At 35.3% G+C, this 20,886-nt stretch carries 20 protein-coding genes and 2 pseudogenes; 12 read left to right on the forward strand and 10 right to left on the reverse strand.

Translation table 11 applies throughout. From position 1 onward, the window contains the following. Positions 1–255: 255 nt before the first annotated feature. Together ACIQ7N_RS20405 and ACIQ7N_RS20410 are read left to right on the forward strand one after the other, a co-directional pair. Positions 256–878 (forward strand): annotated as a pseudogene (locus tag ACIQ7N_RS20405) (response regulator transcription factor). Next, positions 875–1,255 carry a hypothetical protein gene (locus tag ACIQ7N_RS20410; RefSeq protein ID WP_402935592.1) on the forward strand — a complete coding sequence of 127 codons (381 nt, stop codon included), beginning with the start codon at positions 875–877 and terminating at the stop codon, positions 1,253–1,255. The pseudogene ACIQ7N_RS20405 and the gene ACIQ7N_RS20410 overlap by 4 nt, the downstream one beginning before the upstream one ends. Before the next feature lie 766 nt (positions 1,256–2,021). Here the strand turns inward: ACIQ7N_RS20410 and ACIQ7N_RS20415 are convergent. Beyond that, positions 2,022–2,237, reverse strand: a complete 216-nt coding sequence (locus ACIQ7N_RS20415) for a hypothetical protein (RefSeq protein WP_402935595.1) — start codon at positions 2,235–2,237, stop codon at positions 2,022–2,024. A gap of 509 nt (positions 2,238–2,746) precedes the next feature. On the opposite strand from ACIQ7N_RS20415, the gene ACIQ7N_RS20420 reads away from it, so the two are divergent. From ACIQ7N_RS20420 to ACIQ7N_RS20465, 10 genes are all read left to right on the forward strand, one after another. After that, entirely contained in the window at positions 2,747–3,040 is a 294-nt protein-coding gene (locus ACIQ7N_RS20420; RefSeq protein WP_402935598.1) for a hypothetical protein, read from the forward strand. Positions 3,041–3,375: 335 nt separating this feature from the next. Beyond that, entirely contained in the window at positions 3,376–3,702 is a 327-nt protein-coding gene (locus tag ACIQ7N_RS20425) for an ArsR/SmtB family transcription factor (protein ID WP_402935696.1), read from the forward strand. After that, positions 3,702–4,760, forward strand: coding sequence for an ACR3 family arsenite efflux transporter (gene arsB / locus ACIQ7N_RS20430; RefSeq protein ID WP_402935601.1), 1,059 nt, complete (start codon positions 3,702–3,704; stop codon positions 4,758–4,760). The genes ACIQ7N_RS20425 and arsB overlap by 1 nt, the downstream gene beginning before the upstream one ends. A 12-nt stretch (positions 4,761–4,772) precedes the next feature. Further along, positions 4,773–5,192 carry an arsenate reductase (thioredoxin) gene (arsC, locus tag ACIQ7N_RS20435; RefSeq protein WP_402935604.1) on the forward strand — a complete coding sequence of 140 codons (420 nt, stop codon included), beginning with the start codon at positions 4,773–4,775 and terminating at the stop codon, positions 5,190–5,192. Between the two features lies 1 nt (position 5,193). After that, the gene (arsD, locus tag ACIQ7N_RS20440) at positions 5,194–5,553 is read left to right on the forward strand and encodes an arsenite efflux transporter metallochaperone ArsD (protein WP_402935607.1); all 360 of its coding nucleotides are present in this window, start codon (positions 5,194–5,196) and stop codon (positions 5,551–5,553) included. A 1-nt stretch (position 5,554) separates the two neighbouring features. After that, a complete protein-coding gene (arsA, locus tag ACIQ7N_RS20445; protein WP_402935610.1) occupies positions 5,555–7,321 on the forward strand; it encodes an arsenical pump-driving ATPase in 1,767 nt (588 codons plus the stop codon). Next, positions 7,318–7,599, forward strand: a complete 282-nt coding sequence (locus ACIQ7N_RS20450) for a Fe-S cluster assembly protein HesB (RefSeq protein WP_402935613.1) — start codon at positions 7,318–7,320, stop codon at positions 7,597–7,599. The genes arsA and ACIQ7N_RS20450 overlap by 4 nt, the downstream gene beginning before the upstream one ends. A 64-nt stretch (positions 7,600–7,663) precedes the next feature. After that, positions 7,664–7,885: a hypothetical protein gene (locus ACIQ7N_RS20455; protein ID WP_402935616.1), complete on the forward strand. Its 222-nt coding sequence runs from the start codon at positions 7,664–7,666 to the stop codon at positions 7,883–7,885. A 101-nt stretch (positions 7,886–7,986) separates the two neighbouring features. Continuing rightward, complete coding sequence (locus ACIQ7N_RS20460; protein ID WP_402935699.1) at positions 7,987–9,342, forward strand: NAD(P)-binding domain-containing protein; 1,356 nt, start codon at positions 7,987–7,989, stop codon at positions 9,340–9,342. A gap of 57 nt (positions 9,343–9,399) precedes the next feature. After that, the gene (locus ACIQ7N_RS20465) at positions 9,400–9,894 is read left to right on the forward strand and encodes a GNAT family N-acetyltransferase (protein ID WP_402935619.1); all 495 of its coding nucleotides are present in this window, start codon (positions 9,400–9,402) and stop codon (positions 9,892–9,894) included. A gap of 490 nt (positions 9,895–10,384) precedes the next feature. On the opposite strand, the gene ACIQ7N_RS20470 is transcribed toward ACIQ7N_RS20465, so the two are convergent. The 9 genes and pseudogenes from ACIQ7N_RS20470 to ACIQ7N_RS20510 all read right to left on the reverse strand — a co-directional run bounded on the left by ACIQ7N_RS20470 (position 10,385) and on the right by ACIQ7N_RS20510 (position 20,884). After that, positions 10,385–10,798, reverse strand: coding sequence for an epimerase (locus ACIQ7N_RS20470; RefSeq protein WP_402935622.1), 414 nt, complete (start codon positions 10,796–10,798; stop codon positions 10,385–10,387). A gap of 972 nt (positions 10,799–11,770) precedes the next feature. Beyond that, positions 11,771–12,292, reverse strand: coding sequence for a hypothetical protein (locus ACIQ7N_RS20475; RefSeq protein ID WP_402935624.1), 522 nt, complete (start codon positions 12,290–12,292; stop codon positions 11,771–11,773). A gap of 290 nt (positions 12,293–12,582) precedes the next feature. Then, positions 12,583–13,526: pseudogene (locus tag ACIQ7N_RS20480) on the reverse strand (alpha/beta hydrolase fold domain-containing protein). 406 nt (positions 13,527–13,932) lie between these two features. Further along, positions 13,933–14,382, reverse strand: a complete 450-nt coding sequence (locus ACIQ7N_RS20485; RefSeq protein WP_274066825.1) for a GNAT family N-acetyltransferase — start codon at positions 14,380–14,382, stop codon at positions 13,933–13,935. A gap of 692 nt (positions 14,383–15,074) precedes the next feature. Next, entirely contained in the window at positions 15,075–15,791 is a 717-nt protein-coding gene (locus ACIQ7N_RS20490) for a polysaccharide deacetylase family protein (RefSeq protein ID WP_402935627.1), read from the reverse strand. A gap of 368 nt (positions 15,792–16,159) precedes the next feature. Next, the gene (gene arcC, locus ACIQ7N_RS20495) at positions 16,160–17,092 is read right to left on the reverse strand and encodes a carbamate kinase (RefSeq protein WP_402935630.1); all 933 of its coding nucleotides are present in this window, start codon (positions 17,090–17,092) and stop codon (positions 16,160–16,162) included. 5 nt (positions 17,093–17,097) lie between these two features. After that, positions 17,098–17,868, reverse strand: a complete 771-nt coding sequence (locus ACIQ7N_RS20500; protein WP_402935633.1) for an oxamate carbamoyltransferase subunit AllH family protein — start codon at positions 17,866–17,868, stop codon at positions 17,098–17,100. Next, on the reverse strand, positions 17,865–19,130 hold the full coding sequence (locus ACIQ7N_RS20505) for a YlbE family protein (RefSeq protein WP_402935636.1): 1,266 nt from the start codon (positions 19,128–19,130) through the stop codon (positions 17,865–17,867). The genes ACIQ7N_RS20500 and ACIQ7N_RS20505 overlap by 4 nt, the downstream gene beginning before the upstream one ends. Next, positions 19,130–20,884, reverse strand: a complete 1,755-nt coding sequence (locus ACIQ7N_RS20510) for an acyl-CoA synthetase FdrA (protein ID WP_402935639.1) — start codon at positions 20,882–20,884, stop codon at positions 19,130–19,132. The genes ACIQ7N_RS20505 and ACIQ7N_RS20510 overlap by 1 nt, the downstream gene beginning before the upstream one ends. Between the last annotated feature and the right edge of the window lie 2 nt (positions 20,885–20,886).

A 20,886-nucleotide genomic window follows, 5' to 3' on the forward strand; every position in this document is an offset into this window, starting at 1 on the left:
GTAGTTGACATAAAGAAGCACCTCCTATAATTTGATACATTTATCGTACCGGAGGTGCCTGGTTGTTTATATGCGTTATTTGATTACGGGCTTACGTAATATTAGTAGTATCTAATGTATTATTCCAATCAGAACAAGGCAATCTTAATGTTACATAAGGAAAAATTTTAGAATTAAAACAGTAGGGGTATAGACATGAAAAATACCAACATTTTGGTCGTTGAAGATGAAGAGAAAATTGCACGTTTATAAGAAATAGAGTTAACATATGAAGGTTATAACATAGGAAAAGCATTAAATGGTAAGGATGGCTTATCCATGTTTCGTGAAAAAATCTTGGGATTTAGTTTTATTGGATGTCATGCTTCCAGAAGTTAGTGGAATTGAGGTGTTACGGCGTATTCGAATAAGCGATCAGGTTACTCCTGTTATCTTACTCACCGCAAAGGATTCTGTTGAGGATAAGGTGTCTGGATTAGATTTAGGGGCAAACGATTATATAACTAAGCCGTTTCAAATTGAGGAAGTGTTAGCACGAATTCGTGCAACATTAAGGTTAATTCAAAAACGTAAGGATGTGGAGTTGAACAATGACTGGCACCAAGTTGCTGATTTAAGGGTGAGTGAAGTGACACGGGAAGTCATGAGGGGCGAAAACTTGATTGAACTAACTCCTCGTGAATTTGATTTACTTGTATATTTAATGGTGCATTCACGTCAAGTTCTAAACAGGGAACAGCTCTTAAATGGGGTATGGGGATACGAATATCGTCGATGTCTATATCCGTTATTTACGAAACAAAATTGATAAACCATATGATAATGCGTTAATTCATACCGTTCGAGGTATTGGTTATGTGCTGAAGGAATCAAGATGAAGCTTAGAAGTAAAATAAATCTTTATACTACAGTTATGTTCATTTGTTTATTGATAGTGATAAATACTGCAATCTATTTATCATTTAGTCACATGATGTATTCAAGTGAATTAGAACGGACAAAGGCTGAAGCATTAAAAATGAGCAGAGGAATTACTCAATCTGGGTCGTCGATACAGCCTAATACATTACTTCGTGCCTATGTACCGATTAATGGAATGCTTAGGATTGTAAGGTCAGATGGAAAAGCAATTTCTTCCGTAACAGCTCCAGGCAAGCAAGACCTTCTTAGTGGGATAGCGTTGTGCAGTAGCAACTTGGCGCGATGCAATGCAACAGGTTACTATCCCGGAATTAATAAATGTAATTTAAGTTGAAAACATTACAACTATAAAATGTGTGTAAATGAAGAAAAAAACCATCTCCAATAGCTAAAAAGCAATTTATAGAATTGGAAAAATGTAAAACATTTAAGGGAATATACTATATAAAATGCTCCTCTATAAATTATCTAGGTTTTTGACATCGAATTAAAAAATAAATAAATGTAAAAGGGTCACTTGAGCCAAAGTGACCCCAAAAGCCAATAAATTTTTAGAAGGTGGAGAGCTAAGCAAATTTGCTTAACACTATTATAACTATGTTTGATTGGTTAGTTTTGTATAGGGAGTTGCCTAAAATAGAATAAACCATAACGGCGAGGTCGTTATAGTTTTAAGGTAGTGTGTGAGAAATATTTTTTCGGAACAACATGAAGATGTTAAAGGGATAGCACGTGCGATAACAGTTTGGGGCAATGCAAGAGGTTGCTATCCCGAAATAAATATATGTAATTTGAATTGAAAACATTACTGCACATAAAAAAAGGGTCATTTCCAAAATCGGAATTAACCAATAGTTGCTTTTAAAAAAATTATGTTTTGAGGTGAAAAAAGTTGCGAAGATGAAATTTACTGATGACACTTCTATTATACGCTTCATAAACAGAAGCATTTAGGCATTTTACAATTATAAATGTAATAAAAAAACTGTGGCGCTCGTCTGATATGCTCCCTAGTTGATTAACAGAGTTTATTTTCTAATCTGTCTGCCTAATAGGGAGTATATCAAGGTGAGTACCTGAGATTTTTGTGTTTATTCAGTTTATTCATCATACGGTCTATATTTTGTATGAAGCTTCTTAGCCGCTTCATGGATAGTATTCTTCTCAGAAACTTCTTCAGTATAAGCATTTACAGTTTTTTCTTTAGCTTCTTTTTGCTCACTAGCTGGAGCTTCTTCTTTTGATGCAGCTTCATCCTCACTACATGCAGTTAGTATTAATATAAACAATACTCCTATATAAAATATTTTCTTCATTATATAACCTCCTCGTAATATCGTTTGGGTGTATTTAACATTAGATATACAGATAAAAAAGACAAAAAATGCATTCAGTTACCTGTTTTGCTATCTGTTCTGGGTTGTTTATCTGTATTAATTTCTTCCTCAAAAACTGCTTTAATTTCCTCAATTGTTTAGTAGAATACAACTTTTGAAGAGTCCAGTACTGATTTATTACTTGTTGGAATGGAGGGAGTAACCGCTATAAATGCTCTGTGGATCTAGTTGATGAGCAAGCGGTTGAAGGTTCTTACAGTTTAAGTATGTTTATATCAAATTTAATTATACGTAAGGAGGAAATACAATTGTCTCATTTTAAATATATGGAGTAACTATTCTATATATAGGGATAATGTCCTAGTGTATTTCTACAATTGGTAAGAGTATCCGAACATAACCCAAAAAATGTTCAGTATAGTATTAGCCTAATTTTCCAATACTAAATATGTTTTAAATACTGTATTTAAGGAAGGATGTTTTTAATAATGAGATTTCTTACATGGGGTGTAATTGGAGCTGTTATTTTGAGTGTAATTAGAGGAATGCAAAATGGTACTCTTCAACAGTTCACAAAAAATATTTCGAGCAAGTTAAATCTCCAGAATGCTCAACAAATGGCACAACCATTGCAGCAAATGTCTCAGCCTCTACAACAAATGAACCAATCTTCACAACAATCGAAGCAACCTCAACAACAAACGAACCAATCTTCACAACAAATGAATCAATCAATACAAAATACAACTATTAATCGATCAACTGGTAATTCATCAAAATAATAATGTATACAAATGAACGATTGCTATGAATGAGAGGGGAACGGATGAAAAACGGTTTACTCATCAGAATACATTCATAGCAATTACTCTACATATTTTAGTATTCATTCACAATTAGTTGAAGACTTACGATTTATATATGATTAATGTAAAAACTAGAAATGTAAGTAGCAGTAAAAATTTTTTCTAAAAATGTGTAAATGTCTATTGCAATTACAATTTAGAAAGCATAATATAAGCATATAGTTATGTATCGATTTAATCACCTGTAATTAGTTAGGTGATTTTTTTGAGAAAATATATAAGCAAATGATTATACAAGGAGAGCAGATATGATGGAAAATACACTAATTGAAAAACAATTAAAGGCAGCAGCTGACCTGAATCGTCTTAAATTACTTGCATGTATGAAAAAAGGAGAGGTTTGTGTATGTGATTTTGTTGATGTTCTGGGGATTTCGCAACCAGCAGTTAGTCAGCATCTTCGAAAATTAAAGGAGGCAGGTATTATTACTGAACGAAAAGTTGGTACTTGGAAACATTATCGTTTAGTTGAGAATCAAACGCCACTTATGAAAGGTATTTTAGAACAAATTGAGCCGGTACAGGGATGTGATTGTAGTTCTGACTGTGAATGTACTCATATAGGGGAGGAAAATTAATGGGTAATGAATCATTAACAAAACAGCTTTCTTTTCTAGATAGGTATCTTACCCTCTGGATTTTTGTTGCAATGGGAATAGGTGTCTTATTTAGTATCACAATGCCCAATATTGGTGAAGCATTAGAATCAATGTCGGTTGGTACAACATCTATACCCATTGCCATAGGGCTAATTGTGATGATGTATCCACCTTTAGCAAAAGTTAAGTATGAGGAAATGTGGCGCGTATTTAAGGATTGGAAGGTGCTTTTACTATCACTTTTTCAAAACTGGTTACTTGGACCATTCCTAATGTTCTTTTTAGCGATCATCTTTTTACGAGATTATCCAGAGTATATGGCTGGGCTTATTATGATTGGTTTAGCTCGATGTATAGCAATGGTAATCGTGTGGAATGATTTAGCTCGTGGAGATCGAGAATATGTAGCTGGTCTAGTTGCATTTAATTCTATTTTTCAGATCTTAACCTATTCGATTTTTGCTTACTTTTTCTTAAATGTATTACCTGGTTGGTTTGGCTTAGAGAATTTTAATGTGTCCATTTCCATGTGGGAAATTACGAAAAGCGTCCTTATTTACTTAGGAATACCGTTTGCTGTTGGATTTCTAACTCGTTTGATAGGTATCAAAACAAAAGGGAAACAATGGTATGAGGAAAGGTTCTTACCAAAGATTTCACCGCTTACTTTAATAGCACTACTGTTCACAATTGTGATGATGTTTGCCTTAAAGGGCGAGAAATTAGTGGAATTACCACTTGATGTAGTACGAATTGCTATTCCATTATTTATCTACTTTGTGATAATGTTTGCAGTTTCATTCTTTTCTTCACGTAAAGTAGGTGCATCCTATCCCGTCACGGCAGCCCTTTCTTTTACAGCGGCTAGTAACAACTTTGAGTTGGCAATTGCTGTAGCTGTAGGCGTTTTTGGACTTCATAGTGGCGTTGCTTTTGCAGCTGTTATTGGTCCACTTGTCGAAGTACCGGTACTTATTGGACTTGTTTGGGTTGCCTTGCGTTGGCAGAAGAAATATTTTAAAACCATTAAATTATAGGTAGTACTTTTTATGACAAACACACTTTATTTCTTATGTACAGGGAACTCTTGCCGTAGTCAAATGGCTGAAGGGGGGGCAAGAAAATTATTGCCTACAGATTGGACAGTTAAAAGTGCTGGTATTGAAGCACATGGTGTAAATCCGAAAGCTATCAAAGCTATGGCTGAGGTAGGAGTTAATATTTCGAAACATACATCTGATCTAATTGACTTTGAGACATTAAACAATGCAACGCTTGTTGTTACTCTTTGCGGAGATGCAGCAGATAAATGTCCGATGACGCCACCTAACGTTCGTCGTGAACATTGGGGATTTGAAGATCCTGCGAAAGCGTCAGGTACAAAAGAAGAAAAGTGGACTGTTTTCCGAAATGTACGTGATGCTATTGGAAAACGCATTGAACAATTTGTAGCAGAGGAGCTGAAATAAAATGAAAAAAATTCATATTTATGAGCCAGCAATGTGCTGTTCTACGGGCTTATGTGGACCATCTATTGACCCAGAGTTATTACGTATATCCTTTGTAATGAATAATTTAAAGAAAGCAGATATAAAAGCTGAACGTTTTAATCTTACAAGCGAGCCCAATGCTTTTGTGGAAAATGAAGCAATCAATCAGCTCCTAATGTCAGAAGGAATGGATGCCCTACCTGCAACGTTTGTAGATGGAGAATTACTTTGTAAAGGGAAATACCCTACAAATGAACAATTTTCACAATGGTCAGGACTTTCAGAAGAAGAGCTATTACAAAAACCAAAAGTACGCTTATCACTAAAAGGAGATGCGTAAAATGGAACGCTTTACAATAAGTCATTTCCCTGATACCCCGTTCTTGTTTTTTACGGGGAAGGGGGGCGTTGGAAAAACATCAGTTGCTAGTAGTCTATCAATAGCCATTGCAAATGAAGGGAAAAAAGTACTTTTAATTAGTACAGATCCAGCATCCAATTTACAAGATATCTTCGGCCAAACGCTATCTAATAGCCCGACAAAAATTGAAGGTATAGACAATTTATTTGCATTAAATTTAAACCCTGAGCAGGCAGCACAACATTACAAAGAGCAAATGGTTGGGCCGTACCGTGGGAAACTACCTGATGTGGTGCTACAAAATATGGAGGAGCAACTTTCAGGCGCTTGTACAGTTGAAATTGCTGCCTTTAATGAATTTGCGACACTATTGACTGATACTTCAGTGATTGAAAAATTTGATACCGTTGTGTTTGATACAGCACCAACAGGACATACGTTACGCTTGTTACAACTGCCTTCTGCATGGTCTACGTTTTTAGATGATAACACGACTGGTACTTCATGCTTAGGTCCATTAAAAGGACTAGAGCCGCAACGTGAAATCTATAAAGAGGCTGTTGAACGTTTAAAAAATGCCAATCAAACAACACTAATGCTTGTGACACGTCCAGACGTAAACCCATTAAAAGAAGCAGCACGTGCTTCTCATGAACTGTTTGAAATCGGCATTCAAAACCAGGTTTTACTAATTAATGGATATATGAAAAATGTTAGTTCTAATGATGAAATTGAGAAGGCATTCATTGCCCGCCAAACCGAGGCATTAGAGAAAATTCCTAAAGAGTTAAAGCAATTTGAACAATACTACTTACCGTTTGTACCATACTCATTATCAAGTATTGAGCGTATGCAAGCATGGATGACAGATCAAGATGTCACACATGAAAATGAAACAGACAATGGTATGACAATCCCTGAAGTAGAAGAAATGATTGCTGATTATTTAGAACGGAAACCAAAGATTATTTTTACAATGGGTAAAGGTGGTGTTGGTAAAACAACAGTTGCTTCGTATATTGCCATACGCTTAGCAGAAGAGGGTATCAGCGTGCATTTAACTACAACTGATCCAGCAGCGCATTTAAATTGGACGTTCGGTGATGACAAAGTTAAAAATGTAACGGTAAGTCGTATTGATCCGAAAGTAGAAGTTGCAAATTATGAGTCAGAAGTGCTTGCAAAGGCAAGTGAAACGATGAATAAAGAAGGTTTAGCATTTGTGAAAGAAGACTTGGCTTCTCCTTGTACAGAAGAAATCGCAGTATTCCGAGCATTTGCTAATGTTGTAGAAAATCATCAAGATGAAGTCATTGTTATTGATACAGCTCCAACTGGCCATACGTTGTTGTTACTAGATGCGACAGAAGCTTACCATCGTGAAATAAGCCGTTCGCAAGGTGAAATCCCTTCAGCTGTTTCAAACTTGTTACCACGGTTACGTGCAAGTTATACAAGTGTAGCAATCGTAACACTGCCTGAAGCAACACCTGTTTTTGAAGCAACTCGTTTACAGAAAGATTTACTGCGTGCTGGATTGTCTGTTGATTGGTGGGTTGTCAATCAGACATTTTCATCTATCAAAACAACAAGTCCAACATTAATACAAAAACAACAAGCCGAAACAAAATGGCTAGAAGAAATCAAATCCATCAGCAACAATCAATTCGTGGCAATCCCATGGGTAAAAACGCCACCAGTAGGAACAAAAGGGTTACACGAACTTAAAGGAGAGAAAATCAAATGAAAATGAGTCCAGAAGGTAAAAATTATTTAGAGGAAGTATTAGCTGATTCAGAGGTGAAAACACTTCGCTTCTTTGGCATTCCAGGTTGCTGTGGCGTTAATTTAGGTGTGGGTTTAGAAGCACCATCAAAAGAAGATGCTATAGAAACAATTGAAGGTATTGAAGTTGCCATTCATCCAGATATTGCATCTCAATTAACAGAGGTTACGATTCATGCAGAAGAAGAAAATGGCGAACTAGGTTTAGTGTTAGTAGGATATTCACCAAAATCTTGCTAATTAAAAAACTTGAATATACTGTCTGTCATAGTAGTTATTCAATCCGTTGAATGGAGGATTAAAAATGACAGTAAATCATGCTAGCGTATTGACTAAAGATTATTTTATCGCTTATTTAAAGTTAATTATGAATAGTAGAGAATACACATTGATACAGGCTAAAGAGTTTGCTTTTGATTTCTTCTTTAAAGGAGATATGGATCGTTACGGAACTTCTACATGGTTACAATTCGAAAGAGCTATAAAAGAAGTTGATAAAACAATGTGTGAAATTGAAGTATGTTAATTACATTCGCAAAGCTTAAACGTCTAGCTAACTGCTAGACGTAAAAAATGCATTTTATATAAGCATTCCCTTATATATAAAAAAAAGAGGAGAAGTTAATGATGAAAACACTTAAAGTAATCAATCAAAATGGATCTTGTTGTAATACTACTAAGAATACTGAAGTACAGGAGACTGTTAACAATCCCAATAAGAATTTACCGATTGTAATTATTGGTGCAGGTCCAATTGGATTAGCTGCAGCTGCTCATTTAGTGGAACAAAAGCAAGCATTTATTTTACTAGAGTCAGGGCGTGAAATAGCACTTAATATTCGTACCTGGGGGCATGTTACATTATTTTCACCATGGCGATATAACATCAATAAAGCTGCTAAAGCCTTATTGAATGCCTCCGGTTGGGTAGAACCTAATTTAGATACGTTACCAACAGGACATGAATTAATTGATCTTTATTTAAAACCTTTGTCTGAGTTAATACAAATAAAGCCTAACATTCAATTGAACGCAAAAGTAGTTGGGATTTCACGACTATTTAATGATAAGATGAAGACAAAAAATCGAGTAGAACAGTCTTTTAATATTTTTATTGAACATGAGAATGACATCCGTATCATTGAGGCGAGAGCTGTTATTGATGCGACGGGTACATGGGGAAATCCAAACCCAGCAAATTCTACAGGTGTATGGCTACAAAATGAAAAAGCATTAGCAAATCACATTGAGTATGGTATCCCAGATATAAATACGAATACTAAGAGATATGCCAATAAAAAGATTGCAGTTATTGGTGGTGGCCATTCAGCTATCAATACCTTATTGGCACTTGCGGAATTACAAGAAGAGCATCCTACAACAAAGCTAGTGTGGATTATGCGTAAAAAATCTGTAGAAGAAGCCTATGGTGGCGAAGAAAAAGATGCATTGGCAGCACGTGGCGCACTCGGTGTTCGCATTCACGAAATAGTAGATACAGGTAAGGTTGAAGTAATAACACCTTTCTATATCTCACAGGTGAAGAAAGGTGAGGACATCCATATTGTTGGTACTATAAACGGAGAACAAAAAGTATTAACGGGATTTGAAGAGCTTATTGTCAATGCAGGAAATAGACCTGATCTTTCAATTAACAGCGAACTACGCCTTTCCATTGATGCAGCAACAGAAAGTGTGCATGCATTAGCGCCACTAATTGACCCAAATGTGCATAGTTGTGGCACAGTAAGAGCGCATGGTGAAGAAATACTACGCCAACCCGAAAAAGACTTCTATATAGTCGGAGCTAAAAGTTATGGACGCGCACCTACATTTTTAATGGCAACAGGCTACGAACAAGTTCGTTCAATAACAGCTTATTTATCAGATGATGAAGAAGCTTCAAAACGTGTGGAATTGGAGTTACCGGAAACAGGTGTATGCGGTATTAATCTTGCCGATCAATCAAATTCATGTTGTTAATAATTTGACTGTTAGTGAAAGCTAGCAGTCCTTTTAAAATACTAAGGAGGAAATGGGATGGACACACTAATTATTCGTAAAATGGAAAAGAATGATTTAAAAGAGGTATTAAAGATTTATAAAGAGGGAATCGAAACAGGGATGGCAACCTTTGAAACAATTGTGCCAAGTGCACAGATATGGGATGAAAGACATCATGCAACCTTACGTTTTGTAGCAGAAGAACACAATAAAGTGGTTGGTTGGATTGCCATTTCACCAGTCTCTACACGCGCTGTTTATTCTGGAGTTGGAGAAGTTAGTGTTTATATATCAAGTGATAGTAAAGGGAAAGGCATTGCCACTAAGTTGTTTAAAATACTAATCGAAGAAAGTGAAAAGGCCGGATTTTGGACACTTCAATCATCTGTTTTCGCCATCAATACATCAAGTATTCAATTACATAAAAAGATGGGCTTTAGAGTTGTTGGAACGAGAGAAAAAATTGCTCAATTACACAATAAATGGCATGACACGGTAATTATGGAAAAAAGAAGTGTAAGGACTATCTAATAAATATATTATATGTTAGGTAACAATTAAAAAAACAAAAGAGGACATCTTTGTATTAACAAAAGAATGCTCTTGCTTTACAAAAGATTCTTTTGTTGGCATTCGGTACTCCAAAAGTATGAACGAAAGAATCTTTTTTATTACAAGAGAGGATCTCAACAAACTTATACTTCGTCAGAAAAAATCAATCGAACAATAAAAAAAGGTGCAAAAAAACCCCAGTGTAATACTGGGGAGACGATTTTTCAGGTAAATCATTTTTACTTTTCTGGATAATCTACATGTAATGGTAGTGGCATTAACCAACCTTTAGTTTTATTAAGACGTAGTAGTTTAGCGCCGAGTTAGGCTTTTGCTGTATGGAATTGACCATACATTTAAATTTTATTGATTTAATTTTCACGTAAAAGAAGGGTTTATGAATCATAATTTAATAATTTTAAAGCCCAGGTACTCAATTAATTTTGAGCCTAGGCTTTCTTTACGTTTATTATAGCTTTTCTAACAATTTTATTTGGGCTATTAAAACAATTGGAGTGATAACTGCAATTGTTAAAATTCCAATGGAAGATAACTCAACAGATGTAAGGTTGAAAGTTTTCATCCAATAATAACCTACAACTATAGAGAGAAATGACGACAAAACAGAGATCATTAAACCAAGAAATCCTAATTCGTCTAGCTTTTGTTCTGTTAAACCTATAAGGCTTAATACCTTAGAGAAGATACCTGAAATTATAAATAGCGCAAAAGATAAAATAAATAATGACAGTATTCCTGAATGTGTAATTTCATTAGGCACGAACTTAACTAGAGCCATCATTATAAATGCAGGTAGAAAAAATGGTAATATTAAACCAGCAATAATACCTATTGAAACAAAAATTTTTTTGGGGTTACTCATAAATCCTCCTAAATAAATAATATAAAAACGTGATTAAACTATATCACGTCAATACAATTAACTTTATTTTATTATTTTTTCTGATAAAATAGGCTGAATCATCTCATCAAGCGAACGATATTTTTATAAATCTTGATTACAACCACAACATAGCAATACTTGGTAAAAGCGAACTGGATTTGATTCCTAGTTTAATGAAAAAATTGAATGAGTATACATTACACATAGTAAGATTGTGAATAAATGTACTTAAACTCCCATGAAAGAACTTAATCATCTTTCATTTTCTGTGGTGAAGTGCTTATTTTTGCGCTTCATGGATGGCTAACGGGGGCTTTAGTGAAATAAGGAGTACAAAAAGTTAACTCCATATTGATTATTATTTTTCAGAATGGAGTTTGTTTAAATTAGCTATTAAAAAAATCTGAATTCAAATCAATCATTTCAAATAATTTTAGTTTACATAATATAAATTATAGGAAGTTGTATATCAATGAAAAGTATACTAATAACATTGAGACGAAACGGCTAAAAAAATGTAAACTGGTATTTCTTTAAGAGCTCGCAAAAAATCTAAATACGTTTGTACTATGAGTTTACGTTGTTTTACGTATCCATAATCAAGTCAGTCAAACGTTTATTTGTAACTAAATATATATAATTATGCCGACACCCAATAATCATCCTAAAGCGTGTGAAAATACGTAATATCTGCCATAAATTTTTTATGTTCTCACGTTTTCACTGATTACTATTTTTTGGCGTCGGACTGTATTTTTTGTAATGTTTTATCGAATTTCATTTTTTCATAATTCATAAAATGCAATCAAACTACCTTTGAAAAATTTTCGTCACTAAAGCTTTTTCACGATTGGTTTTAGCCATCCTTTATTAACATCACCTCCACATTTTATACTCTTATCAGCTAAATGATAAAGTTAAAACTTTTTATAAATAAGAATATTTTCCTACTTATTCCATAGAGTTAACAATTTTAACCACACCATCCATAGTAATTTTTTTACTGCTCTCTTTATCAATCATAAAAGTGTATCCAAGTTCTTTCTTTTCAACTACAAACACATCAAAATCACTGTGATTATAATAAAGTAATTCATTGCCATCCTCTAAACGTATTTTTTTTGAAACATTTGAAGAAGGTGGCTTTTTGGAAACCAATATTTTAAAACGGGTACGCGGTGAATTCTCATCTAAATAAGAAATTTCTAAATTAGGTCCTCCTGATGTACTGCTAAAACTACCTATAATATGTGTAAAAGTAATTGGTGGAACACGAGTTGGAAGCTCTAAATTTTTTTTTAATAAATCTTCGGTTTTTTTTATTGCTTCATTAACCTCAGTAAAACCGTTGTCTAAATAAAGTTTCTTAACATCATACGAACTTCCTTGTTTTGTTGCTTTATCTTCTGCATGAACAAGGTTACTGCTCCCAATAAACAAAAAAACAAAAAGTAATACGTATATTTTTCTCAATTCAAATTTCCTCCTATATTAATTTATTAATTATTTCGCCTCCCGAAAAAGGATTTATATATTTCATTGCGTGTGAATAGCTTTTATTCACTGACATGTATTTTATGAATTGATTGATTATACGAATACGTACTTTCAGACACCTTTAAATTACACACATCGCAGGTTAATGCTCGCTTTCTTTCGTAATATAGTCGATTAACTCTTATCTTCTATATTTGCACGAATAAAGTCATAGAAGTTCTTGTTTTAAACGAAGTTTGCCCTCCTGGTGGCCGCTTCATGTACAGTTAACTCTCCATTTCTTTCAATGCACTAATTATAGAAATAATTTTCTGTTGTGCATTCTCCGCTTCAGGGATTGGCATAACAACAAACACATGATTCATTTTAGGATAAACAAAAGTATCGATTTCAATTCCCTGTTCTGTTAGCTTTTCATCAAGTCTTATTGCATCTGGATATAAACATTCATGTGTTCCAATAAAATGAGTAATCTTCCCAAGTCCTTTAAAGTCACCGTATATCGGACTGATCAACGAGTCTTTTACATTTTTATCAGCTGCCCAAATCTTTGTAATGACTTCCATTCCTTCCCTAGCTAACATCGGATCCTTTTCTTCATATTCAGCTATATGAGGATTTTCAAAACTCATATCAACACATGCCGACAATAAAATAATATCTTTTGGTTGCGGCAAACGGTTCATTTTTAAAAGATGAGCCAGCCCAAGTACTATATTGCCGCCTGCCGAATCTCCCATGATAGTCAATTGCTCGGTACTTTCAACTGTTTCAAGAATTTCTTTATAAAGGTTTAGGATTTTTGGATAAGTATCTTTATAGTTAAAATGAGGTACTTTAGGGTAAATAGGAATAATTATTTTCGCATTTAAAGATTGCGCTATTTTATCCAAGAACCACCAGTGGAAATTTAAAGGTTGATTCGTCCAAGCACCACCATGTATATATAGAATAACTTTTTGCTTCAGGGACTCTTGGTCATTTAATGTGAAAACCTGCATGCCCTCGAATGCTTGCTCCTTAACATTATTTGAAAATTGAACTCGTCCCCAACAACATATGGCTTTATATTTTCAATTCCCATTTGCTTAACATACTGTTCGGTGTTTTCAATACTAGAAAAACTCTTTTTATTACTTTCTGAAGTTAACAATTTTTCAAATTGAATACTTTCTACAGAACGTTCTCTGTTATAAATTTCTACACTCATTTCCCATTTTCTCTCCTTTAAACACTTTTCTTGTTCATCTTGAATGTTTCATAACACGGTATGATTTGAGATAGCCACGTATCTCTTTATCAAAAGTTTTTAATGGAACGGAGGCGATAAGGATCTATACTGCAACGATTACAGTATAAAGGTTAAACTATGTTGCAGGGTCAAATAAAAAATTTTAATTTTCGTGAGCATGAGCCTCCATTTCAGCTATTATAACAAATATATCACCTAATTTTTCCCATTCGGTAATAGTCATGTTTCTTTTAGACTGTTTTCTAAAAATTTATTAACATAAAAACAGAGTTAATCTACAAAATTATAGAATCAACTCTGTTTTTAATATTTCGTAAATCGAACTAGACTGCCCATTCCTTACAATCATCGTTTAGATTTGCAATTATGTGGATTTCCATTCATATTGAATATCAGCTAAATTTTCTTCATTTTCGTGTCCTCTACCGATGATTGCAAATCCTTGTTTTTCATAAAATCGTTGTGCATTTTCATTTACTTCAAATGTGTGTAATGTTAATCTACCGCTTGATTGTGCTTTTACTTTATCTAGTAATGTATGACCTATACCGATTCCTTGATAATCTATATGAATATAAAGTTGGCTTATTTCCCTTTCATTATAGGCAATCATTCCAACTACTTTTTCATCAATTAACGCTAAATCTATTTGAAACTGCTCAGATAATATATGGTTTAAAAAATAAACGTGACTTTCAAAGCTGTGAATTTCTTTCTGACCAATAGCCTGTTCCTTACTATCTCGCCACATCTCCACTGTTTGTTCAGCGTATTTAAGATTATACTGAGTAATAATCACTTTGTGTTGGTTCACTACAATACCTCCTCAAGTTTTGTTTACTGCTTTCTATATTATTTTCCTGATGTAAGTTCCATGAATAGTACCTGTTGCAGGTATTTTAGCATAAAAAAACAACCTTCTTTTACAATGTTCCTGATGTAACTTACTGACTTCCCTCTTTAGCCTCAATTCACCGAAAGGAACACATGTTCTCCACCCCGTAAAATTGGCATTTTTCCTGAAAAATTTAAAAAAAGACAGCGATCTTTACATTCACACAAGATCATTTTTCGTGTTGAAAGTATAGAGGACACTCACCCAGTCATCCCAGCCTTCTATGTTATTTGTGTTCCTTAGGCATATGCTGCTTTGCCTTCAGTTGCCTTCTGATTCCGCGATACCACAGACCCTTTGCTACCAGCTAACTATTCCTTCTATCTTCCCGCTTCTGAACCTTCCACCTAAACGTATGCCGAGCTTACAATGTAAAGCTGACTATCCTTTTTTATAAACGTAGCCCTCGATTTATGCCCTAACATCTTTTCTTTCGCTATCTACTAACAAGAAGATCTTTATTTTAAGGGTATGTCTCAAAGCTTGTTGGTGTAAAACATAAAGTCAGGTTTCCCGAAGAAGAGGAAAATTTCCTGAAGAAGGATGCTTCCAACTATTTAAAGGGAAAACAGCCGTAACAAAAAACAGAGTTAATCCTAGGAAGTAGGAAACTAACTCTGTTTTTTATCCTTTAAATCTTGAAGTTCATTCACCGTGATAAACGTATAACCCTTCTTTGAAAGTTCCTGAAGTATACCTTCAATTGTTTGGAGCGCTTGGCCTGTTTTATCATACATTGGATGCAGCAAGATAATCGAACCAGGTTCAATATTTTCTGTCACATATTTTACTTTGTCAGAAACCGTTGTGTAAAAAGTATCTGGCTCAAGGTTCCAAGTTATAGTTTCTCTTTTATGTTTATTTAGGTAATACGGCAACCCTATCAACTTTTTCCCATTAGGTGGCCGAACATCAATTTCACCTTTGTATCCTGCATTTTGAATCAATTGATCTGTCTTTTCTATTTCTTCTTTGTAGTAAGAGGGTGTTTTGAAAATCATCCGATTATGCGAATAGGTGTGATTCCCAATTTGATGTCCTTCTTCTGCAATTTTTCTTGCTTCCTCTGGAAATTTTTCTATTTCTGCACCTATCAGAAAAAAGGTAGCTTTAGCATTGTGCTCTTTTAATAGCGACAATATCTGATTTGTGTTATCTGTCGGACCATCATCAAAAGTTAAAGCAACCACTTTTTGATTCGTCTCTACTTGTTTGGTTAAGCCCCCAAATAACTGATAAGTCCTAGAATTCATTAATTTATAAGTGCCTAGTAGGAGAAGAAAAACTAAGAGAATCCCTATCCCTATCAATACCAACTTCTTTTTCACAGCAATCCTCTTTCCATACAGAAGTATTAAATACAGTTTCCCATTTTATCAGAAAGCGTTAGTCCTTTCAAATCGAAATCAGCCGTCAAAAAATATTCTGTATTCTTTTCCTCGTCAAAAATCCAATTTAGAAAGTCCTCCTGAATACTGTTCTTCTTCCTATTCAAGGTCTTATCTTACTTAGCTTTGTTATGCTACCGAGCTGTGGATCGTATTTGCCGAAAAGGAAAAAAATACTTAGATAAAATCAAAGAATCGTAAATATCAAAAAAGCGCAAGCTATCAATGTTTCTAAAATTGATTTCTTGTGCTTTTTAAGGTTTTAACTTGATATATCCGCCTCTTTGTTTATGGAGCCAACAAGAGCCTTATTGTATTATACGTGTGCCCGCTTCTCCTTCTAATGCAGCAACCGCTTGATCCAACGAACAAATAATTGCCTCTTTACCTAATTTCGCAAATTCGATAGCTGCTTGCATTTTTGGTAACATACTACCTGCTGGGAATTGGCCTTCTGCAACGTATTGTTCAGCTTCTTTTATGGTAATTTGGCTTAATTTTTGTTCATTTTCTTTTCCAAAATTAATATAGACATTTGGGACATCCGTTAACATCATGAAAACATCCGCCTTCACTTGTTGCGCAAGTTTTAATCCTGAACGATCTTTATCAATGACTGCTTCAATACCATGTAATTGACCACTGTCTTCACGATATACAGGTATACCGCCACCACCAGATGAAATAACAATCGTTTCATCAATTAAACGTTTAATTTCATCTATACCATGAATCACTTGTGGTTCTGGTGAAGGGACAACGCGTCTATATCCTCGACCTGCATCTTCTGCCATAGTAAAGCCTTGTTCTTCTAAACGCTGCGCTTCTTCTTCCGAGAAAAATACACCGATTGGTTTAGTCGGATTTTTAAAAGCCTGATCACCCTTGTCCACTTCAACCATTGTTAGCAATGTAACCACATTTGCATGAATGTCTCGCTCTTTAATATGGTTTTTTAAAGCAGTTTCCATCATATAACCAATGAAACCTTGTGATTCTGCGTTACAAACATGGATTGGTAGTGGTTCGACTACATGTTTAGCAGCTTCGTTTTGGGCAATGATATTTCCCACTTGCGGGCCATTGCCGTGTGTAATGACAATTTTATGCCCCGCTTCCTTCATTTCTATCATATGACGAGTTGCAGACACTACATTTTTGAATTGATTTTCATAAGTTGCTTTTTGTTGAGGCTGTAAAATTGCATTACCGCCCAATGCAATAACTACACTCTTTCCCATTTCTTTCACTCCTTCATTAACGACATGTAAATGCCATATAACGTATCCATCCCAGATGAAGAGCCAACTTCTATAAGACTTTTCATGCTTTCTAAAGATGGGTCGTGCTGTAATGCTGTAATCTTCGAACTAAATACACCATCTAGAGCACATGTTAAAAAGCGCTTACTGACAATGGTCGTTAAAGGTTCCTTGATTAAAGCTTTTAAAGTTTCAAGATGTTTATGTTCGATAAAATTATTTAGAAAATGCCCGTACAATATGCCGACCAGTATATCGTCACCAGTTGGTGTTAAACCTTGTCCACGTCCAATAAAATAACGGAATATCTTCTCAAGATTTTGGGTTGGATCATGTAATCTATCGATCAAGGCCAACACACGTGCTCGTTCAAAATCTGTTGATTCATAGGATGTAAATGAAATGTATTCGAAATTTTCTTTTAGTCTATTGATATTTGCACGATCAAAATCCATATATAACGGTAGTACTTTTACATTAAACACCATTTCAAAACAAGTATGAAAGAGACGATTATTGTGAAATGTTAATGTATCGCCTACTCTTATATAGGACTTTATCGTTTGTTTAGTTTGACGATCAAGCAAGATGCCGAATGGAAATGTCCCATTTTCGTCGGTACCAGCAAATAGCAATTCGCCATGTCGATCAACCATATTCAAACCTTTTTCAAAAATACTGTGCACGGTAAAGGTGTTTCCTTCATTCAATACTTCAAGTGCGATTGGACCAACCGCACTTGCTTGTAAAATCATCCTTTAAAACCTAGCTTTTCAGCATATGCTGTGATGGCTTTCTCAAAACATTCGATTGGCGGGTGTACTGTACCGGCACCAATTTGTCCATAACCCGCAATTTTATGGGCAATCCCTGTATTGATGACAGGTGTTATTCCGGTTTCTACAACTTTCCGTGCATCGATCCCTAAACATGCGCCTTTGAAGTCCCATGTTGGAATAATATAGTTCGGGTTTTCGCCGATACAAATTTCAGTCATTTGATTACTTATTTCAAGCGCATCATTAAATCCTCCTGTACCAACGAAGCGGGTAACTGCTGGTGCCGCAATCATCGCCATGCCGCCAACACCGATTGTTTCTGTAATCGCAGAATCGCCAATATCTGTGTTAGCATCTTCTGCTGAATAACCAGTGAAGTATAATCCTTGCGGGGTATTAACAGGACCAGTAAACCATTCGTCTCCCATACCCGCAATACGGATACCAAAGTTTTCACCGTTACGGCACATTGCGGTAACAACTGTACCGTGTTCGATAGTACGTGCTGCATCCATGATTGCTTTACCAGTCGCCATTGCAACATTTAAGAAAAATTGGTCTGTGTCAGCTAAAAATTGGATTACTTCTATACGTTGTTCTTTTTTAACGTCTTCTAATGATGCAATGACTGGCGATAGTTCTTTTAAAAATGCAAGTGAAGCTGCAATATTACGCTGGTGGAACTCATCACCCATTGCAATAGCTTTAGCAATCAATACGTTGACATTCAAGCCTTCATTAAATGTTTTTAAGGCTTTACTTAATACAGGACCTAGCACATCTTTCATCCAGTGTAAACGATTGATGACTTGCTCATTGTAGGCGCCAAAGCGTAAAACGGCTCCAATGCCTTCGTTCATTTGACAGTACGCTTCATTACCATTTTCTTTGTTTACAACAACGAGTACTGGCATGTTAGGTGAAGTGATACCACCCATTGGTCCAACAGCATTCACATGGTGACATGGAATAAATGTGATCTTTTCGCTTTCCAGTAATTCACGTGCATTCTTCTCGTCTTCTGCCCATCCTTCAAAAAGGATTGCGCCAACACAGGAACCTTGCATAGGATCAGTCATATTTTCATATTTAATGGGAGGCCCAGCGTGTAATAACACATAATCTTCTAATTCGGGAATGACCGATTTCGCAGGTACAACATCCGTTAAAAATGGTGCTGCTGCTATGATCTTCTGAATAACGGCTTCGTTCGCTTCATTTATTGTTTTGTAACCCATTAGATTGTACCTCCTTCATAATAGTTTAAGAATTGAAGTACTTTCATTAACTTCTCATCGCCACCAGCAATTGGACGCCAGTTAAATTGAACACATTCGGAGCCACTGTTTTGAAGAGCTTCCGTAAAGCTTTTTAGCCCAATATTGATGACACTTGGTTTTCTATTAATTAAGGACATAATTTTCTCATCGACTGCCAAGTTTTCTTCTGTATAATCAAATTTTTGTACATCAACGATTGGTTGTTCCACTGTACCGCCTACAAGTTGGATAGCTGTGCGAACCATTTGATCGTTTGTCTTACAAATAATTGCACCACTCTCTTTTAAAATCTCAATTTGTTTATCATAACCTTGGATGTCCTGTACTGTACCAACAACTGTTGCAAGTACTGCAAGTTGACGACCATCTTGACGTGCACTGTCCAAAATACGTTTGATTGTTGGTGCTAGTTCACTAGCCATATCTTCATGACCGCCGTTACCAATCACGTTATCAATCATAATGACTGCTGTTCCAGGGTCGTCCATAGATTTTTCAAGCATTTCGATACGTTTTTCAGGATCAATCATCGGGTGTGGTTTACCTTTTGTATATACATCATCACCTAAATCAATGATTTCATGATGGTTTGTTTTTAAAACATAGCTTTCACTTTTCTCTTTAGTCATTGTATCTTTGAAAGCATCTCTCACTAACATTGCTGCTTCAGATGCTAATGTACCGCCTGAATAATAACCTTTAATACCAACTTGTGATTCTTTTAATACAACGTTTACATCAGCTGTTGTCGGTTCAAAATTTGGTTTGTCACCGTTTGATAATTGAACAGCTACAACTGCTGCTTCTTCAAGTGTATAAGCATGATAGATGTTCTCTTCTTGGTAAGAAGGTTTGTCACCTAAAAATAACGTTACAACTGGTTTGTTAATATTTCTTAATAGGTTTAATACTTTGCGCTGTACTTCCTCTGCAGGTGGTTTAGAAATCACGGTAATGACTTTTACTTTCGGATCTTGGTTTAACGCTTTGATGCTATCTAACATCGTGATCGCACCAACTTCCGTTGATAGATCACGTCCACCTGTACCAAGTGCGTTTGTCACACCTTTTCCATAACGGTCAATAATTGTTGTTACTTCTTGGATCCCTGTACCTGATGCACCAACAATACCAATATCGCCTTCGTTTACGTTATTGGTAAAGGCAAGGGGTACGCCGTGAATAAGTGCAGTACCACAGTCTGGACCCATCACTAATAACCCTTTTTCATGCGCTTTTTGTTTCAATTTCACTTCGTCTTCTTTAGCAACATTGTCACTGAACATGAACACATGTAAGCCTTCGTTCAACGCGTTTTCCGCTTCCATCGCTGCATATTGGCCAGGAATTGAAATTAATGCTAAGTTCGGATTGTTCGCAAGCTCCATTGCACGTTTCCAGTTGTGAGCTTCTTGATCTTTAGACGTATTTTGTGAATCCGAATCACCTTTTAAAGCAATTTCTACTTCTTCTTTCACTTCGTCTACTTTTTCTTCTTGCTCTGTATCTACAACGATAACGATATCATTTGGCTTTGCTTTTTCTAATTCATCCGTGCCTAAGCCAGAAGATTTAAAAATGTCTTTGTTCGCTGGTGTTCCCATCATGATCGATACTTTGTTTACACCATCAATTGCAGACAACTTGTTGGATAAAAGCATTAACACGATGGAGTCTTTATAAGTGTTTTCTTTTATAATTGTGTATAACATGA

This window comes from Lysinibacillus sp. NPDC095746 (assembly GCF_044763535.1).
GTDB lineage: Bacteria > Bacillota > Bacilli > Bacillales_A > Planococcaceae > Lysinibacillus.

Coding starts and splice junctions, on each gene's coding strand:
- arcC (WP_402935630.1), bottom strand. CDS start 17,092: ATGGGAAAGAGTGTAGTTATTGCATTGGGCGGTAATGCAATTTTACAG.
- ACIQ7N_RS20425 (WP_402935696.1), top strand. CDS start 3,376: ATGGAAAATACACTAATTGAAAAACAATTAAAGGCAGCAGCTGACCTG.
- ACIQ7N_RS20455 (WP_402935616.1), top strand. CDS start 7,664: ATGACAGTAAATCATGCTAGCGTATTGACTAAAGATTATTTTATCGCT.
- ACIQ7N_RS20465 (WP_402935619.1), top strand. CDS start 9,400: ATGGACACACTAATTATTCGTAAAATGGAAAAGAATGATTTAAAAGAG.
- ACIQ7N_RS20500 (WP_402935633.1), bottom strand. CDS start 17,868: ATGATTTTACAAGCAAGTGCGGTTGGTCCAATCGCACTTGAAGTATTG.
- arsA (WP_402935610.1), top strand. CDS start 5,555: ATGGAACGCTTTACAATAAGTCATTTCCCTGATACCCCGTTCTTGTTT.
- arsB (WP_402935601.1), top strand. CDS start 3,702: ATGGGTAATGAATCATTAACAAAACAGCTTTCTTTTCTAGATAGGTAT.
- ACIQ7N_RS20460 (WP_402935699.1), top strand. CDS start 7,987: ATGAAAACACTTAAAGTAATCAATCAAAATGGATCTTGTTGTAATACT.
- ACIQ7N_RS20510 (WP_402935639.1), bottom strand. CDS start 20,884: ATGTTATACACAATTATAAAAGAAAACACTTATAAAGACTCCATCGTG.
- arsD (WP_402935607.1), top strand. CDS start 5,194: ATGAAAAAAATTCATATTTATGAGCCAGCAATGTGCTGTTCTACGGGC.
- ACIQ7N_RS20450 (WP_402935613.1), top strand. CDS start 7,318: ATGAAAATGAGTCCAGAAGGTAAAAATTATTTAGAGGAAGTATTAGCT.
- ACIQ7N_RS20415 (WP_402935595.1), bottom strand. CDS start 2,237: ATGAAGAAAATATTTTATATAGGAGTATTGTTTATATTAATACTAACT.
- ACIQ7N_RS20470 (WP_402935622.1), bottom strand. CDS start 10,798: ATGAGTAACCCCAAAAAAATTTTTGTTTCAATAGGTATTATTGCTGGT.
- ACIQ7N_RS20410 (WP_402935592.1), top strand. CDS start 875: ATGAAGCTTAGAAGTAAAATAAATCTTTATACTACAGTTATGTTCATT.
- ACIQ7N_RS20505 (WP_402935636.1), bottom strand. CDS start 19,130: ATGGGTTACAAAACAATAAATGAAGCGAACGAAGCCGTTATTCAGAAG.
- arsC (WP_402935604.1), top strand. CDS start 4,773: ATGACAAACACACTTTATTTCTTATGTACAGGGAACTCTTGCCGTAGT.
- ACIQ7N_RS20420 (WP_402935598.1), top strand. CDS start 2,747: ATGAGATTTCTTACATGGGGTGTAATTGGAGCTGTTATTTTGAGTGTA.